Source organism: Saprospiraceae bacterium (genome assembly GCA_016709995.1).
Lineage (GTDB): Bacteria > Bacteroidota > Bacteroidia > Chitinophagales > Saprospiraceae > JADJLQ01.
On the sequence record JADJLQ010000001.1, the window covers coordinates 3,348,774 to 3,365,958 of the forward strand.

Genomic DNA, 17,185 nt, shown 5'->3' on the forward strand with positions numbered 1-17,185 from the left:
GTCTATCTCAAAGTAGCTCCGGTTTTTTCCCTCAGCTTATCCTGGATCAAGGCCATTGATTTTTCCAATTCATTCTCCGTAAGGGTCTGATTTGGATTTTCAAATATAAGGCTTATTGCCAAAGATTTTTTGTCTTTTCCTAACCGCTCCTCCTGCTCAAACACATCAAAAAGGTCGAAGGTCTTCAGGTGATTAGATTTAATTGACTTTAGTACGGTGGAAATATCCGCCCATCTGACCGTTTTATCTACGATGACAGCCAGGTCCCTTCGGACGCTTGGAAATTTGCCGGGGGCAACTACTTTTTCAGTTTGGAGATTTTTCAGGTGTTGCCACAAGGTGAGCATATCGACCTGTGCATAATATACCTCTCCCCTGAGGTCAAATTTTTTGGCCAGTTCGGGGGAAAGACGCCCAAAGTGCAGCAAGGCCTTTGGACCAATTTTGACCTCCTGGCTCTGATTCAAATCAGGATGAGGTACTTCTTCAAATTGGGCTTTGGTCACTCCCCATAATCGTAACAATTGGTCTACCAGTCCCTTGAGGTAGAAAAAGGCTTCTTTATTTTCTTTTAATTGCCAATGAGGTGGGCTGACCGCACCTGAAACAAAAATGGACAAATAATCCTGCTCCGCAAATGGCCAGGAATCATTGGGTCTGGGTAGATAAGTTTTGCCAAACTCGAATAGTTTCAGGTCGGATTGCTGCCGGTTTTGATTGTATTGCAAAGCACTCAGGCCGCTGCGCAGCATATCTGGCCGCATGACATCAAGGTGCACATTGCTGGTATTATTGATAGATACCAGGTCTTTGGTGTCAAAGCCTGAGCCGGTGACCACTCTCGATTCCATCAAGGACAGCCCCATCATCTCATGAAATCCCTGATGACACAGCAAGGATGCCGTGGTTTCCACCAATTGTTGCTTTTTGCTGGCTTCAGACGATATCGCAAAGGATACCTCCATCTTGGCGGGCATAGGTACATTATTAAATCCATGGATCCTCAGGATCTCTTCGATCACATCGATGTCCCTCTTTACATCTGCTTTATTGGTAGGCACTTTGACTCTAATCTGATCATTAGCGATCATTTCTGGTTGCATCTCGAGAGCGTGGAGTATTTGGAGAATGCGCTCATCCGAGATGGATTGGCCTATGACTGCCCTCACTTTGTCAGGAGATACATTGATCACAGCCGGCTCCACCACCCGGGGGTACTGATCGATCACCCGGGAGCCCAATTTGCCTCCAGCCAGCGTCATGATCAGGTGTGCAGCTTCATGGATAGCCCGTACAGTTAGATTAGGATCGGTCCCTTTTTCATACCGTGTAGCAGCATCTGTCCGCAGTACTTGTCGCATACTGGTGCGCCGTATGGAGGAAGCATTGAAGTGAGCGCTTTCTAAAAATATGTTTTTGGTTTTTCCCGTGATACCCGAATGAAGGCCACCAAATACACCAGCGATACATAAAGGTTGAGCCTGGCTATTACAAATCATGAGGTCATCCTGGTGCAAGGTTCGATCAATGCCATCCAGGGTCACAAACCTGGTACCGGCAGGTAGACGCCTGACCCGGATGACCGGAGCCAGGTCCTGACCGGCTTCTACCTGGTCCAGATCAAAAGCATGCAGTGGTTGTCCATAGCCGTGCAGTATATAATTGGTGATATCGACTACATTGTTGATGGCTCTTACACCTATCGCTTTGAGTTTGTCCTTGAGCCATGATGGTGACTCAGCGATGGTCACATCGGTAAGCGTGATGCCGGTGTATCGGGGGCAGGCTTTTTCATCTTCCAGCACAATGGTGGCAGCCCGTGTATCCGATGGAGCATCCAAGGTGATGTCAGGCCGCGCGATCCATCCTCCCTGATCAGGATGATGAATGGCATAATAAGCGGCCAGATCTTTGGCTACGCCCATATGACTGGTGGCATCAGATCGATTGGGTGTGAGGTCTACTTCAAAAATAGTGTCCGTGTATACCTTATATATATCACTAGCCGGTGTGCCGGCGGAATAGTGGTCTTCTAATACCATGATACCGCTGTGATCCTCTCCCAGTCCGAGCTCATCTGATGCACAAATCATGCCTTCTGATACCTCTCCCCTGATTTTCCCCTTTTTGATCTCTATTTTGTCCCCTTTGATGGTATACAAAGTGCAGCCGATCGTGGCGACGAGCACCGTCTGGCCGGCAGCGACATTTGGGGCACCACAGACGATGTGTAGCAAGTCACCTGCTCCGATGTCGACTTTGGTCAAGGAAAGACGGTCTGCATTGGGATGCTTATGACATTCGATTATTTTACCGACTACTACTCCCTTCAAGCCTCCTGGTATACTCTCGTAGTCAGCATACCCATCCACGGCGAGGCCAAGATTGGTCAAGGTCTCTGCCAGCTCGGCAGGTGATTGATGTATAGTCAAAAATTCTTTGAGCCAATTAAGTGATATATTCATAATAAAGGACGCAAAGATACGATGACATGCCAGAGTGACGAAATCAAGTATATAAGATCATTAAATCGGATAAAAATGAAAATTTATTTCAAAAAATCCGCTCATAAAAATTGGTTAATCTAATTTGTGCCTTCAAACAGAATTATGCGCTTAATTACGATTCTAGTTACCCTTTTTATCCTGTTCAGTTGTCGTGAAGACCAGCCCATCAGCTCCAGGCCTACGGGAGATATGAAAGACGATCCTATCGACCCATCTTTGACACCTGCTTCAAAAATCCTGAGCCCTGAGGAGGCACTGAAGGAATTTGACCTCGAACCCGGATTTAAAATTGAACTGGTAGCCGCCGAGCCTTTAATCGAAACACCCATCGTGGCGCATTTTGATTATGATGGACACCTATGGTTATTGACGATGCCCTCCTACATGACTGACACCCTTGGTTCCAACGAAAACAACCCTTCCGGGCAGCTCCTGAAACTGAGTGATAAAGACCATGACGGATATTATGAAACCAAAGAAGTCAAAATAGATGGCCTGATTTTGGCTCGTGCATTTAAGGTACTCGACAAAGGAATCTTATTGGCGGAGCCTCCAAACCTTTGGTGGTATCCTCTGGCTGATGGTACCATGTCAGCGCGTACGCTCATCGACTCTATGTATGCGACCGAAGGAGATATTGAACACAAACCCAATGCCCTGTACTGGAACCTTGATAATTGGATTTATAGCGCAAAATCTGCCAAAAGATTTAAACAGGATAGCACCGGCGAATGGATCAGTTCTAACACCGAGTTTCGTGGTCAGTGGGGTATCTCCTCAGATGATTTTGGGCGTTTATATTACAACAATAATAGTACAGCCCTGCAGTGTGATGACGGACTGGCAGATTGGTTGACTGAAAATCCATACTATGAAGCCAGCAGCAGAGGCATCATCGGTCTGCCCCGGACGGACAACCTGGTGCATCCCTCAGGCATCAATCCCGGTGTCAACAGAGCATACTCCAAAGGAGTGCTTGACTCCACCGGTAAACTCACCGAAGTGACAGCTGCCTGCGGGGCATTGGTATATCGCAATCATCAGTTTCCTCCGGCATATGATCAAAATTATTTTGTCTGCGAACCAGCGGCTAACCTGGTTCAGAGGATCAAGATCTCTACTGATGAGGAGGGATTTATTCATGCTACTCCAGCAGACCTGAACCGTGAATTTTTAAGGTCCAGGGATGAACGATTCAGACCGGTAGATTTGTTTGATGGCCCTGACGGATGTATTTACCTGGTAGACATGCATCGGGGGGTCATCCAACATAAAAATTACCTTACCTCCTACCTCAAAAGACAGATTGGGTACAGGGATCTACAATCTCGGCAGGAACTGGGCAGAATATTTAGAATTTGTTACCAGGGAGATCGGTTGCCTATAGAGACCTTATCAGACAAATCCGACGAAGCCTTGTCTATGATGCTTATAAACCCCGCAGCTTATTACCGGGACAGGGCCCGTGAATTATTGATACAGCGAAAAGCAGGTACTGCTGTCATGAATGCAATGCAGACCCTGGTGACCGTCGTTACTGAAAACAACCTTCTGCCTTTCATATGGACTTTGGATGGATTGGGACTGTTCAACCTTCAGATGATTCATGGCCTTGCAGAAATGAAATTGGCCGGAGTGAACCTGACCTTACTCAAATTGATTCAAAACAGGCCAGTTGCTGTAAATACCATACCCACCATCGATTCTTTATGTAGTAAAAAAATAGACTATCTCTCCGCATTGCCTATCATAAAAAAACTTTTAGTCAGTCATGAGCAACCAGGGCTGGCCTGGCTGGCTCGTCTGGAGAAAAAATATCCCGGGGACACCCTGGTACAAGATGCCATTATAAAAACCATTAGCGGACACGAAACAGCTTATTTAAAACATACCCTGGGTTATCAAAAGATCCTGGAGGAGATGGTCGAAAAAAAGAAAAACTTGCCGGATCAACTTCTGAAAATGGATCCGCTGGCTATGCAGTCTTTTAAACGAGGATATGAATTGTTTTCGCATCACTGTGCTATCTGCCATGGCAAAAACGGGACAGGTACCCCTGGCCTTGCACCAAGCCTGGTCAATTCTGACTGGGTCATGGGGGACAAAGATCGACTCATCAGGGTGGTCCTGGATGGACTGAAAGGACCGATATTGATCAATGGTAAACCCTATGGCACGAATACCTCCATCATGCCTGGGCACCGCAGCGTCCCTGATCTGACAAATCCAAATATTGGGGATATACTCACCTATGTAAGAGGAGCATTTGGCCATCAGACCGACCAGGTAGGCGGTGGACAAGTCAGGAATATCAAGAATAGTACGGTCGGCAGAGGCATGGCATATGAAATGAAAGATTTTGAACAGAAAAATTGATTTGAAGGAAGCTCCCGTTACTTAATAATTAATGTAGTTCGCCTGGAAGTTGATTAAAAAAGTCAGAAGGCGCTCAATGATTATTGGTATTCAAGAATGTGAAGAACTAAGTTAAATCTAGAAAAAAACGCCTACTCCTATTGCAAATGCATTCTCTTTACTTTTATTAATAATGCCGGATGGGCCATTTTTGACAAAAACCGGTGTAAGCCCGTACTCATAGGAGGCATGGGCAGTCAAAAAAAGTATCCTTGCAGACACCCCTATGATGGCGCCACCTCTGATTTCGTTGAGATCTTCTTCGATGACTTTGTCATTCTCATCCATACCCAGCAGAAAATGGGCCACCAGGCCGCCATGTAGCAAAATATGAGCATACTTATTGGTCAAGGCATAGAGTCCTAACTGCAGGGGCATTTTTATAGTTTTGAAATCAGTGTACTCCTGATATGGTTTTTTCCAATCTACTGTCACTGGAAACAAGCTGGTCTTTTGGAAATGCAAGCCCGGCATGATGACTGAACTCCCATCTTTAATAATCACATCAAAACCAACGCTATAACCCTGGCGACGCGTGCTGGTACCCGGCCACTGTTCGTCTGTAAAAATGGAGCTTGATACCGAGGTTTTCAAATTGACTTCCTGAGCGAGGATGGTCTGTATCCCAAATATCAATGTCACCCATAGTACAGTTATCTTAGTCATATCCTTTTAATAAATGCAATTATAGTACAAATAGTATACCCATACCCTATTTTTATCTAATCGAATCCATACGCTGATCGATAAGTCTTATGGAGTATCTATCAAATTGGGTTATTTTTACCTTTACAATAATCTCTGCTGCATGTTTCCAGATCTGTCTTATATTTTGCAATTCCTATTTGGCTCAGCTCCTGATGGTGCCTCCTCAATAGTCAAAACCTTTGGATTATTTCTTACGCTGGCTTTTTTGACCAGTGCCTACATACTTTATCTTGAGTTTAAGCGCAAAGAACAAGAAGGTATCCTGACTCCCCATAAAATCTGGATTGACCCTGCTGCTGCTGCCAGACCTGTGGATATATTGATCAATGCCCTGTTTGGGTTTGTGATCGGATTCAAAGCTGTGTATGCTTATCAGCACCTCGATGCGATGAAAGGCGATGCTGTAGCAGTGCTTTTGTCTACTAAAGGTAATTTGATCGGCGGCATCATCGGCGCTTTGGTCTTTGGTGCAATAAAATATTGGGATTATCTCAAAGTAAAAAAAACCAATGCTGCTCCTCAGGAGGTGTTGTTTCACCCCTATCAATTGGTGCCTGACATTACCGTCGTATCTGCCATCTCAGGGATACTGGGCGCAAAGATTTTCGCATTGTTTGAAGGAGAGCAGACCTGGAGTTCATTTATGCGTGATCCGGTGAAAGCATTTTTCTCCGGTAGTGGACTAGCTATCTATGGAGGCCTGATCGTTGCTTTCATCACCGTTTATATTTATGTCAGGAAAAAGGGGCTCAAACCAATACATGTTATGGATATTGTGGCGCCTGCTTTGATCCTGGGCTATGCGGTGGGCCGTATTGGATGTCAATTGTCTGGTGATGGTGATTGGGGTGTTGTCAACCACCTGCCCAAACCAGGCTGGTTCTTTCTACCTGATAGTTGGTGGGCCTATACTTATCCTCACAATATCCTCAATGATGGGGTGCAGATCGCAGATTGTACTTATCGACATTGTATGCAACTTCCCGAGCCGGTATACCCTACTCCATTGTGGGAGGCCCTGATGGGATTAGCGATATTTGGCATCCTTTGGGCTATTCGCAAAAGGGTCAAAATCGCCGGTATGCTGTTCTTCATCTATTGTATATTTAATGGAGTCGAGCGGTTTTTTATTGAAAAAATACGTGTCAATGAAAAGATCCATATAGGTAGTCTTTCTATGACCCAGGCAGAAATCATCAGTTTACTGGTGTTCCTGACCGGAGTAGTCGGTTGTTATATCCTCTGGAAAAAAAATAAAACCTCTATCGCTTAACAGGCAATAATCCAATTGGCTTATCAAGATGCTTATCGATCGTGGAGTGCTGATAAAGAAGACTCACTGCCTATATTTCTAAGGCCATGGTGGCTTGATGCGGTCTGTATGCCAGACCACTGGGATGCCTGCCTGGCTTATAATAAAGAACAGAAGATCATCGGTGCCTTACCGCACTATCAGTTTGTCAAGCGTGGTATTCGCGTCACAGGGATGCCCTTTCTGACACCTTATATGGGTATCCATCTGCAATACCCCTACGGGCAAAAACTCAACTCGAGGTATGATTTTGAAAAGTCGGTCCTGGATCAATTGATCAGCCAATTGCCCCATACCCCCTATTTGCAACAAAAATTTTTCCCGGACCTTACTTATGGGCTTCCATTTTTTTGGAAGGGCTATCGCCTGGACTGGAGATACACCTATCATCTATCGCTGCGCCAGACAGAGCAAGCCCTTTGGGAGCAGATGGAAGGCTCGGCCAGGACCCAACTTCTCAAAACGCTGAAGTTAGTGACCGTCACCAAAAGTGATGATACCCGGATAGCCTATGATTTAGTCAGCAAGACTTTTAATAAACAGGGGCTGCAGACTCCGTATAGCCTTGTCCAGTTTCAAAGATTGTATGCAGCAGTCAAAGCACATCATGCCGGTGATATCTACCTTGCCAGGCTGACCAACGATGATACACCGGTGGCCTGTATGTTTATGGTCAAAGATGAGGACAAGGTCTACAACCTGGTACTTGGTCGTGATCACCATCTGGATCCTGGAGGAAGTATCCATGGTATCCTGTGGACTTGTATCCTGGAGCACATCGATCAACATGAGACTTTTGATTTTGAAGGAAGTATGTTAGAAGGGCCGGAGCGTATGTTTAGATCGTTTGGCAGTGTCAGGGTGCCGGTGCTACAAGTGACGAGATATGGAAATAGAGTTTGGAAGGCGTTGTTTGCATTGGCGGGATATTGAGGTGGGGAAAGCGGTCACAAATACTTAAATAATAGGTGGGATTATTATAAATTTTAAATCATAAATGAATGAATTACCTAATAATAGAACTGGAAGCTACTTGTTGAAAAGACAGGAAACCAACGACATCGATAAAAGATCCGAACCACTCACAGCATATCCCAATAAAACCATGAAATTGAGTTTAACCACGCCTATTATTTCCATCCTGCTTTTAGGAATTCTAAGTTGTAAGACTCAGAAATATATCTCCATGCACGAAAGCAGTAACCTGAAAGTAGAAAAACTTACGAACCGCACGTATAGGCATATATCCTATCTCTCCACAGAAGATTTTGGTAAAGTAAATTGTAATGGAATGATCGTAATGGATGGCAGCGAAGCATTAATTTTTGACACGCCTACAAATGATACCGATTCCAAAGAATTAATCGATTGGGTAGAAAATACTTTAAAATCTAAAGTAATTGGTATTGTTGTTACACATTTTCATGCTGACTGTTTAGGTGGTCTACATGAATTTCATGCAAGGCAAATTCCCTCCTATGCTTCATTTAAAACAATTGAACTGGCACGTGCAGATAGTGTACAGATTCCACAAATAGGATTTGAAAAATCTTTAGAGCTCATTGTTGGAGATAAAAAAGTAGTCAATGAATACTTTGGAGAAGGACATACCATTGATAACATTGTATCCTATTTTCCAGATGAAAAAGTTCTATTTGGTGGATGTTTAATTAAGGAATTAGGTGCAAGTAAAGGATATCTAGGAGATGCTAATGTAATGGACTGGTCAAATACAGTACAGGCTGTTAAATCCAAATACGAAAAAGCTAAAGTAATTATACCTGGACATGGTAAGCCGGGAAATATTGATTTATTGGATTACACTATTAAATTATTTAAAGTTGAATAAAAGCCCATACCTGGTAAGGCATGCTGCATATCGTCCTGAGGTGAATCATACTACCTATCTGGACTACAACACTCCAGTCAACTCTTACAGCGTAACTGCTCCAAAATTATTTTTTATGACCCCTGCACACTTGGTTGGAAATATCACTTCTATCTATCGGAATGGATCAAGGGCTATACATTTTGTGACAAATTTCACTTAAATAATTTGTAATTTTCAACCCTCAACCCATCACCAGCCATCCATTATAAAAACAAATCAAACATGAAAAAATTAACTCCTTTCCATGTAGCGGTACCCGTATATGACCTGGAAGAATCCAGAAAATTTTATCGTGAAGTACTGGGCTGTGGTGAAGGAAGGAGTGATACGAACTGGACAGATTTTGACTTATATGGGCATCAGTTTGTGATCCATCTGAAGCCAAGGCCGGAGGCAGAAGCAAAACATCATTTTAATCCGGTAGATGGTCACGATGTGCCCGTTCCACATTTTGGAGTAGTTTTGGACTGGGATGACTGGCATGTATTAGAAAAAAGACTGAGGGACCATCAGATAAAATTTATCATCGAGCCCTATATTCGATTCAAAGGGATGCCCGGTGAGCAAGCTACTATGTTTTTTTTAGATCCTTCGGGCAATGCCCTTGAGTTCAAATCTTTTCAGGACATCAGTCAGTTATTTGCCACCTAAGACAATCCTTTACAACCTGATTCATTTGAACAATTCAAACAGGCATAGTCAATGATAGCCACAGTACACATTTTTCCTAAAGATCATATTTATTGATTGCAAAAAGGATCGTAACTACGGTCTTCCGTCCAGGTGTACTCTATCTGAAAAGCAACCTTTCTGGCAAACTCTATTCCATGCCGATCACTTAAGAACCCCAGAGTCATATCCATGCCGGCACTCACTCCTGATGAGGTATAATATTTATCATCCACGACCCATCTCGCTTGTTTGACCCACTCGACTTCTTTATTAAGAGATATTACCCAATCATAAGCTCTTTTGTTGGTAGTCGCTTTCTTATGATCCAATAGCCCGGTCATAGCGAGTAAGGCGCTTCCGGTGCATACAGTCAGCACATACTTTGATATCTGAGATTGGCGTTGGATGGCTGATATCAACTCACGATTATGTACTTCTACCCTGGTGCCCGGCCCTCCGGGAAGGAGAAAAATATCAAGCGCCGAGGCTCCATCTAACAAACGCTCTGACATGATTTTGATCCCATGCTGATTGGTGACCAGCCCACCAACCAGCGAGTAATAATATATCTGATACTCTTCTGTAAGCCGTCCGAGTATTTCCACAGGGCCAAAAACATCCAGCGTTTCAAAATTTTCAAAAAGCAAAACACCCACTTTCATCATAAGATAATGAATTAATTTTTATAAGCGTACTCAGCCTGATCTTAAACTTTGACTGAAAATAATGTCCGAAAATCTGAGCATTTACTTTGTAATTATACTTAAAAAATACATTCTCAACGAATTCAGCTAAATTTCCCGCCGATAAATATGACTAGCTCTCCCCACCGATATTTTATCCTACACAAGCCCTTTGATATGGTCTCTCAATTCATAGTATCTCATGAGGTAAGATGCCTGGCGGACCTGGATATTGATTTTCCGCAAGACATACATGCGATCGGCAGGCTGGACAAAGACTCAGAAGGTTTGCTGATCCTGACTACCAACAAAAAAGTAACCCGCTTATTGTTTCAAAGTCAGACTCCACACCAAAGGACCTATCTAGTACAGGTCAATCATCAGCTTTCGATAGAAAACCTGGAGGCTTTGAGAACAGGAGTAGCCATTAAAATAAAAGCCGGGCAATTTTATACAACACCACCTTGCCAGGTCAATATCGTAGATAACCCGGAGAAGTTATATACCTTAGAAGACAGGCTGACTGCCTACCCACCGTATACCTGGATCTTGATCACCCTTACGGAAGGCAAGTATCACCAGGTACGCAAAATGATTACAGCGATCAGGCATAAATGCAAGCGATTGATCCGGGTGAGTATAGAAGATCTGGCACTCGGCCAGCTGCCACCAGGCGCACTTCTTGAAATAAAAGAAAGAGATTTTTTTGAAAAACTTAAACTTGTCAAAGCAGAGGATACCCACATAATAGTGGAGACAGGTTTTGAATTAAAAGAAGAACCCGAATACACCACCTTAGACTAAAATCACCGGCTTATTACCCTTCCACACAATTCATCTTCTATAAACCCTTTGATGATATCCTGTATAGATTCATCTTTGATAAATCCCAAATGATCAGCCCAGGCCGTTTTAAAAAAAGGTGGCCAGGTGAGGACTATACTTTGTATAAATGCATCAGGAGTCCAATCGATCCATTGACTCACCGGCGATCCGGCGATGTCATCCAGGGCAGTGACCATATCTTTTATTTGTATCGTATTGCCGGGGAGGTTGATGATTCTTTTAGTGCCCAGTTGTGCGTTGGTCAGTCCGGCTGCGTGAATAAAATTATAAGTGACTGCGCGGGGCGAAAGTATCCAGACATTTACATCTTCGGATACAGGGCAGTTAGCGGCTAGTCCCTGGAGCGGTTCCCGGATGATGGAGCTGACAAAGGAGGAAGTGGCTGCGTTGGCTTTGCCGGGACGCACGACTATAGTAGGCAGGCGTAGAACCCTTCCATGAAAAAAACCTTTACGACTGTAATCATTAATCAAGAGTTCGGTCATGACTTTTTGTGTTCCATACGAGCTTTGCGGGGCAGGAGCCGTAAAATCATCGATCACCCTGGATACCTCTCCACCAAATGCCGCACAGGTACTCGCAAAGACCACGACCGGTCGTGTTCCCATGGTACGGATCATCTCTAATAGTCGCAGATTGGCGAGCAGATTGACCTGCATACCGAGATCGAAGTTTTTTTCGGCTTCGCCGCTGACGATGGCAGCCAGTTGAAAGATGACATGAGGCTTTGCATTTAAAGCGTACTGTACCACAGCTTCGTCCGTGATATCACCCTGAGTATAGATGAGAATCGGATCTTCTACTTTATGCTGCGGCCAAAATCTATCGAGTAATTCGATTTTTGTGATCTGGCCCGGCACTCCATTTACGGTGATGGACTGATTGGTAATAAGTTGTTTGGCAAGTTTTTGCCCCAGGAATCCACCACCACCAAGTATTAAAATGTGCATAAATTTTTATTAGGAGAGTAATATATAAACTTTTCTGTTTTGTAGAGGAGTGGATGCTCATTGTGCTGTGTTGATGGGAACTTCTTTAACCTAATGAAGCCTATGCACAAAGAAGTCAAAAGCTAACAAATCATGCTGCGCTCGAAATTTGACTTCTGCTACAACCCAAATGAAACCGTAGTTTCTTTTTACATTGCAAGGATGAAATTATTTCCGACTATCCTATATGTGTTCTTTTCCTATATCGTCTCTGCTCAAACTGCCAGTTTGAAAATAGATTTACATAAAGTCACCGGCGATATGACCCCCATTTGGGCCTGGTTTGGATACGATGAGCCCAACTATACTTATATGAAAGATGGAAAAAAATTATTATCAGAGCTCGCAGCCCTCAGTCCGGTACCGGTATATGTACGCGCGCACAATCTATTGACTTCCGGCAATGGCATCGCTGCGTTAAAATGGGGCTCTACCAATGCCTATACGGAGGACGAGCAAGGCAAGCCTGTATACAACTGGACCATCGTAGACAGTATTTTTGATACCTATATTGATCGGGGCATGAAACCATTGGCACAGATCGGGTTTATGCCTGAGGCACTTTCTTCCAAGCCGGAGCCTTATCGTCATTATTGGAAGCCGGGTATATCTTACAAAGAGGTTTTTACCGGTTGGGCTTATCCTCCAAATGATTATAACAAATGGCGGGAGCTCATCTTCCAATGGGTCCACCATTGTGTAGAACGATATGGAAAAAAAGAAGTTGAAAGCTGGTATTGGGAAGTGTGGAACGAACCCAACATTGGTTACTGGCAAGGAACCCAGGAAGAATTTTTAAAAACATATGACTATGCAGCCGATGGTTTGAAAAAAGCATTGCCGACCGCACGAATCGGTGGCTGTGATATCACCGGAGGTGGGTCAAAATTTCTCCATGCGTTTATAGAGCATTGTCTTCAGGGTATCAATTATGCTACTGGCCAAAAAGGTTCACCCCTCGATATGGTGTTGTTTCATGCCAAAGGTCAGCCAAAAGTAATTGATGGAACTGTCGTCATGAATGTTGGGGCGCAGATGCGCAACATCAGGGATGCGATGAATACAGTCAATGAATTTCCATCTTTAAAAAACATCCCGCTGGTCATCGGAGAATCAGATCCGGAAGGATGCGCCGCCTGTGGGATGAGCACCAATCCTGAAAATGCCTATCGCAACGGGACGATGTACTCCAGTTATACAGCAGCCTCCTTCGCACGAAAATTTTTATTGGCAGATCAATACAAAGTCAACCTGATCGGAGCTGTCTCCTGGTCTTTTGAATTTGAAAACCAACCCTGGTTTGCAGGATTCCGCGATCTGGCTACCAATGGAGTCGATAAGCCGGTGCTCAATGTATTCAGGATGTTTGGCATGATGAAAGGAAAACGGGTACAGGTAGTCGGCAATCGTATGTTAGATCTCAAAACATTTGTTGATTCCAGTGCACGAGCTCTACCGGATATAGGAGGGCTCGCTGCGAAATATAAAAAATCTACTACCATCATGGTCTGGAACTATCACGATGCAGACAAATTGCAAGCTCCGGAAGAAATAATGATCAATGTAGATGGACTGCGAAGAAGATCTGTGACCCTGACAGAATATCGAATAGATCAGGAGCATTGCAACTCGTATGAAGTGTGGAAGAAAATGGGTTCGCCACAAAATCCGAGTCCCGACCAGATCGCTTTGCTGGAAAAAGCAGGCATGCTGAGCGCTATAGGAAATCCATATAAACTTAAGACCCCTAAAGGCAAGGTGCAAATAAAAATTACTTTACCAAGACAAGGAGTTTCCTTATTGAAATTGAATTAACTTAAAGGTACTAAGCATTGATTTTATGTGGAATAAAAAATACGTTTTATATCATCTAATAGTTTTTCTTTCGACAGGAAGGATTGCCGCCCAGCCAATCCTGGAGACAGGTGGCCATAACATGCCAAACGAATGGATAGACCAGGAAACGCACCACAAAATAATCAGGCTGACCGGGCAGCCCGGTGACAATATGGGTTTTTATTTTCACAACAATCCATTTGTAGATAATAAAATGGTTTTTTACAATATGGCCCCACAACCTGAGGCTGACAAAGCAGCCAAACAGGAGACTTCTAATATCAATGGTAAGGACAAACAATTGTATCTCGTGGATCTATCGACCCTTCAGATCGAACAACTCACGCATCATGCGGCTGCGATGAATGGAGAGATTGTTTCGACGGTGAGAAAAGAGGTTTTTTATCAGGTGATGGATTCTGTGTTTAGTGTCAATATATATACAAAAAAAGAAACACTGATCTATGTTTTCCCGGATGATTTTAAAGCAAATATCACTTGTATCAACACTGATGGGACCTTGCTGGCTGGAGCCAAATCCAGTGACCAGGAAAAAGAATTGTTTAAATCTAATGCCTGCTAAAGCTTATTATTTATGAAACACCATCGGTACAGTTTAGAACCTAAAGTGCATTTTAGTCCTGATGAAAAACAGGTAATCTTCAGAGCCAATTTTGAAGGTACGACCAATGTATATGCAGTAGAAATAGAAAAAAGCAATTAATAATCTCTATTGTACAGTTGCAGGCATCAGCTGGGCTAGGGTGAACAAAATAGAAATGGATAATAAACGATACTTTTATCTTTTACCCAATAATACACCTAATTGAAATGAATCGATACATTTATTTTTTATTACTAGGCATGGTTAGTAATGCCATTTATTCTCCAACCTCTGCACAGACCTTCACCAAACAAAAAATAGAACAACTTTCCAGAGTACAATTTCACAAGATCATTCCTGAATACAGAGAATTTTTGAGCCTGCACAATGATGGTCACTATCCGGATCAGATCCAGACTAATCTCCAGTGGTGTGTCAAGGCATTCAATAAAAGAAAATTTAGCACCGAAGTCATTGAAAGTGGTGGAGTTCCATTTGTCCTGGCTCAGCGCAACTTTGCCGGCAATAAGAAGACAGTATTATTTTATTTACAGATCGATGGTCAGCCTGTCGATCCTGCCAAGTGGTCACAGCCGGATCCATTCCAGGCAGTATTAAAAGAATCGAATGCAGATGGCCTGTGGCATATCATCGATTGGAATTTATTGGCCAAAGAGATCAATCCCACCTGGAAAATATTTGCCAGATCATCCTCAGATTCCAAGGGACCTGCAATGGCTTTTATGGCAGCCCTGGATATCATGAACGAACAAACGATCAAACCTGATTTTAATATCAAGGTGATCATGGACTTTCAGGAAGAGATGAGTTCACCTCAGTTGCCAAAGGTAGTCATGCAATTCAAAGAAAAACTTGCTGCCGATATGCTGGTAGTCATGGATGGCACCCGGCATTTGTCCAATGAGCCTACTCTCATGTTTGGTGCCCGGGGTATAGCTACTGTTTCTTTAAAAGTATTTGGCGGATTCGTCCCCCTGCACAGTGGTCAATACGGCAATTATGCTCCTAACCCGGTATTTGGATTGTCGAGGATACTGGCAGGCATGAAAGATGAAGATGGTCGGGTCACCATACCCGGATATTATGATGGTATCACCCTGAGTGAATCTGATAAAACGATCATGAATGATGTCCCGGAAGATCAACATGAAATCGTGGCAGAACTGGGCATATCCAGTCCTGAGAAAATAGGGGGCACCTACCAGGAGGCACTGGCATATCCCACTTTAAATGTCAGAGGTCTTCAGGCAGCCTGGGTAGGCGATGAGTCCCGCACGATCATACCTTCGGAAGCATTAGCTGAGCTCGATATCAGGTTGGTACCTGAGTCTGATGGTGATCATATGATAGAGTTGATCAGAAAATATATTGCAGACCTGGGATATCACTTTGTCGATGGAGCTCCTACGGTAGACGAGAGAGCTAAATATGACAAACTCATTTCCTTCAAATCTAAAGTTGGATACAAAGCATATCGAACCCCATATAATTCCCCCATTGATATATGGCTCACCGGTGCCCTGACCAGGACCTTTGGAAAAAAACCAGTGAGAATGCGTACCACCGGAGGTTCGCAACCGATCTCCCCGTTTATCACCACCCTTGATCTGCCGGCTGTGTCAGTACGCATACCCAACCCCGACAATAATATCCATAGTCCGGATGAAAACATTCGTGTGGGCAATTTTCTGGAAGGCATACAAACCTGCGTGGGCATACTGACCGAATCGATTCAAAACTAAGCCTTGACTGAAAATAAATGAGGGTGAAAAACTTTACGATAACCATTTTATGTATACTGGGTGGAGTCAGCAGCCAGGCTCAGCAGCCAATATATATGTTCTCTTATTTTAAAGACAATGGGCAGGATGGACTGCATCTGGCATATAGTCATGATGGATATACGTACACTGCACTAAAACAGGACAGTTCATTTTTGACCCCGGTCATCAGCAAAGACCAACTCATGCGGGACCCCTGCATCATCCGCGGAGCAGACCTTAAGTTTCATATGGTGTGGACAGTGAGCTGGAATGCTAAAGGCATCGGGTATGCATCTTCTCCGGATCTTATCCACTGGAGTGAGCAACAATATATACCGGTGATGGAACAGGAAGTGGCAGCCAGAAACTGTTGGGCTCCCGAGATCACTTATGATGAGCGCAAAAAACAATATATGATCTACTGGTCGACTACTATTCCCGGTCGGTTTAGCCAGGGAGATATATCCGGAGACAGTAAATACAATCATCGGCTCTACTACGTAGTCACAAAAGATTTTAAGAAGTTCAGCAAAACCAGATTATTGTATGACAGAGGCTTCAATGTGATAGATGCTACCATTCATAAAATCGGCAAACAGTACACCATGTTTTTAAAAGACGAGACCAGGACACCGCCGCAAAAAAATATTCGTACAGCCACAAGTAATAAGCTTTCAAAAAATTACAGCTTCGCATCATCACCTATCACTGGTCATTATTGGGCGGAAGGACCCTCCGCGATCAAAGTTGGGGATGATTGGGTAGTGTATTTTGATAAGTATACTGAGCACAAATATGGCGCTGTCACTTCGAATGACTTGATCCACTGGACCGATATATCAGAAAAAGTGAGTTTCCCCGGAGGGACCCGGCATGGTACCGTATTCATGATCACCCAGGAAGAGTTTAAACGGTTGCCTAAATGATTTTTAATATTC

General features: G+C 43.7%; 15 protein-coding genes. 11 read left to right on the plus strand and 4 right to left on the minus strand.

What is annotated here, in order from left to right:
- Positions 1 to 2: 2 nt before the first annotated feature.
- The gene (locus IPJ09_14305; GenBank protein ID MBK7372584.1) at positions 3 to 2,465 is read right to left on the minus strand and encodes a phenylalanine--tRNA ligase subunit beta; all 2,463 of its coding nucleotides are present in this window, start codon (positions 2,463 to 2,465) and stop codon (positions 3 to 5) included.
- Between the two features lie 144 nt (positions 2,466 to 2,609).
- Here IPJ09_14305 and IPJ09_14310 point away from each other — a divergent pair, with 144 nt between their 5' ends.
- Positions 2,610 to 4,883, plus strand: a complete 2,274-nt coding sequence (locus IPJ09_14310) for a c-type cytochrome (GenBank protein MBK7372585.1) — start codon at positions 2,610 to 2,612, stop codon at positions 4,881 to 4,883.
- Between the two features lie 117 nt (positions 4,884 to 5,000).
- Here the strand turns inward: IPJ09_14310 and IPJ09_14315 are convergent, their stop codons facing one another.
- Positions 5,001 to 5,588 carry a hypothetical protein gene (locus IPJ09_14315; GenBank protein MBK7372586.1) on the minus strand — a complete coding sequence of 196 codons (588 nt, stop codon included), beginning with the start codon at positions 5,586 to 5,588 and terminating at the stop codon, positions 5,001 to 5,003.
- Positions 5,589 to 5,730: 142 nt separating this feature from the next.
- Here IPJ09_14315 and IPJ09_14320 point away from each other — a divergent pair, with 142 nt between their 5' ends.
- The 5 genes from IPJ09_14320 to IPJ09_14340 all read left to right on the plus strand — a co-directional run bounded on the left by IPJ09_14320 (position 5,731) and on the right by IPJ09_14340 (position 9,484).
- Entirely contained in the window at positions 5,731 to 6,903 is a 1,173-nt protein-coding gene (locus IPJ09_14320) for a prolipoprotein diacylglyceryl transferase (GenBank protein ID MBK7372587.1), read from the plus strand.
- 15 nt (positions 6,904 to 6,918) lie between these two features.
- Complete coding sequence (locus tag IPJ09_14325) at positions 6,919 to 7,875, plus strand: GNAT family N-acetyltransferase (protein MBK7372588.1); 957 nt, start codon at positions 6,919 to 6,921, stop codon at positions 7,873 to 7,875.
- Between the two features lie 172 nt (positions 7,876 to 8,047).
- Complete coding sequence (gene bla / locus IPJ09_14330) at positions 8,048 to 8,791, plus strand: subclass B1 metallo-beta-lactamase (protein ID MBK7372589.1); 744 nt, start codon at positions 8,048 to 8,050, stop codon at positions 8,789 to 8,791.
- Positions 8,784 to 8,993, plus strand: coding sequence for a hypothetical protein (locus IPJ09_14335; protein MBK7372590.1), 210 nt, complete (start codon positions 8,784 to 8,786; stop codon positions 8,991 to 8,993). The genes bla and IPJ09_14335 overlap by 8 nt, the downstream gene beginning before the upstream one ends.
- Positions 8,994 to 9,055: 62 nt before the next feature.
- Positions 9,056 to 9,484: a VOC family protein gene (locus IPJ09_14340; GenBank protein ID MBK7372591.1), complete on the plus strand. Its 429-nt coding sequence runs from the start codon at positions 9,056 to 9,058 to the stop codon at positions 9,482 to 9,484.
- 89 nt (positions 9,485 to 9,573) lie between these two features.
- Here IPJ09_14340 and IPJ09_14345 read toward each other — a convergent pair whose 3' ends face one another.
- Positions 9,574 to 10,167: a DJ-1/PfpI family protein gene (locus IPJ09_14345; protein MBK7372592.1), complete on the minus strand. Its 594-nt coding sequence runs from the start codon at positions 10,165 to 10,167 to the stop codon at positions 9,574 to 9,576.
- Between the two features lie 150 nt (positions 10,168 to 10,317).
- On the opposite strand from IPJ09_14345, the gene IPJ09_14350 reads away from it, so the two are divergent.
- A complete protein-coding gene (locus IPJ09_14350; protein ID MBK7372593.1) occupies positions 10,318 to 10,992 on the plus strand; it encodes an rRNA pseudouridine synthase in 675 nt (224 codons plus the stop codon).
- 2 nt (positions 10,993 to 10,994) lie between these two features.
- Here the strand turns inward: IPJ09_14350 and IPJ09_14355 are convergent, their stop codons facing one another.
- A complete protein-coding gene (locus IPJ09_14355; protein MBK7372594.1) occupies positions 10,995 to 11,984 on the minus strand; it encodes an NAD-dependent epimerase/dehydratase family protein in 990 nt (329 codons plus the stop codon).
- 201 nt (positions 11,985 to 12,185) lie between these two features.
- On the opposite strand from IPJ09_14355, the gene IPJ09_14360 reads away from it, so the two are divergent.
- The 4 genes from IPJ09_14360 to IPJ09_14375 all read left to right on the plus strand — a co-directional run bounded on the left by IPJ09_14360 (position 12,186) and on the right by IPJ09_14375 (position 17,173).
- Positions 12,186 to 13,838: a beta-xylosidase gene (locus IPJ09_14360; protein MBK7372595.1), complete on the plus strand. Its 1,653-nt coding sequence runs from the start codon at positions 12,186 to 12,188 to the stop codon at positions 13,836 to 13,838.
- 25 nt (positions 13,839 to 13,863) lie between these two features.
- Complete coding sequence (locus IPJ09_14365; protein ID MBK7372596.1) at positions 13,864 to 14,442, plus strand: hypothetical protein; 579 nt, start codon at positions 13,864 to 13,866, stop codon at positions 14,440 to 14,442.
- Between the two features lie 281 nt (positions 14,443 to 14,723).
- On the plus strand, positions 14,724 to 16,226 hold the full coding sequence (locus IPJ09_14370) for a M20/M25/M40 family metallo-hydrolase (GenBank protein ID MBK7372597.1): 1,503 nt from the start codon (positions 14,724 to 14,726) through the stop codon (positions 16,224 to 16,226).
- Between the two features lie 17 nt (positions 16,227 to 16,243).
- Entirely contained in the window at positions 16,244 to 17,173 is a 930-nt protein-coding gene (locus IPJ09_14375) for a glycoside hydrolase family 43 protein (protein MBK7372598.1), read from the plus strand.
- The last annotated feature ends 12 nt before the right edge of the window (positions 17,174 to 17,185 follow it).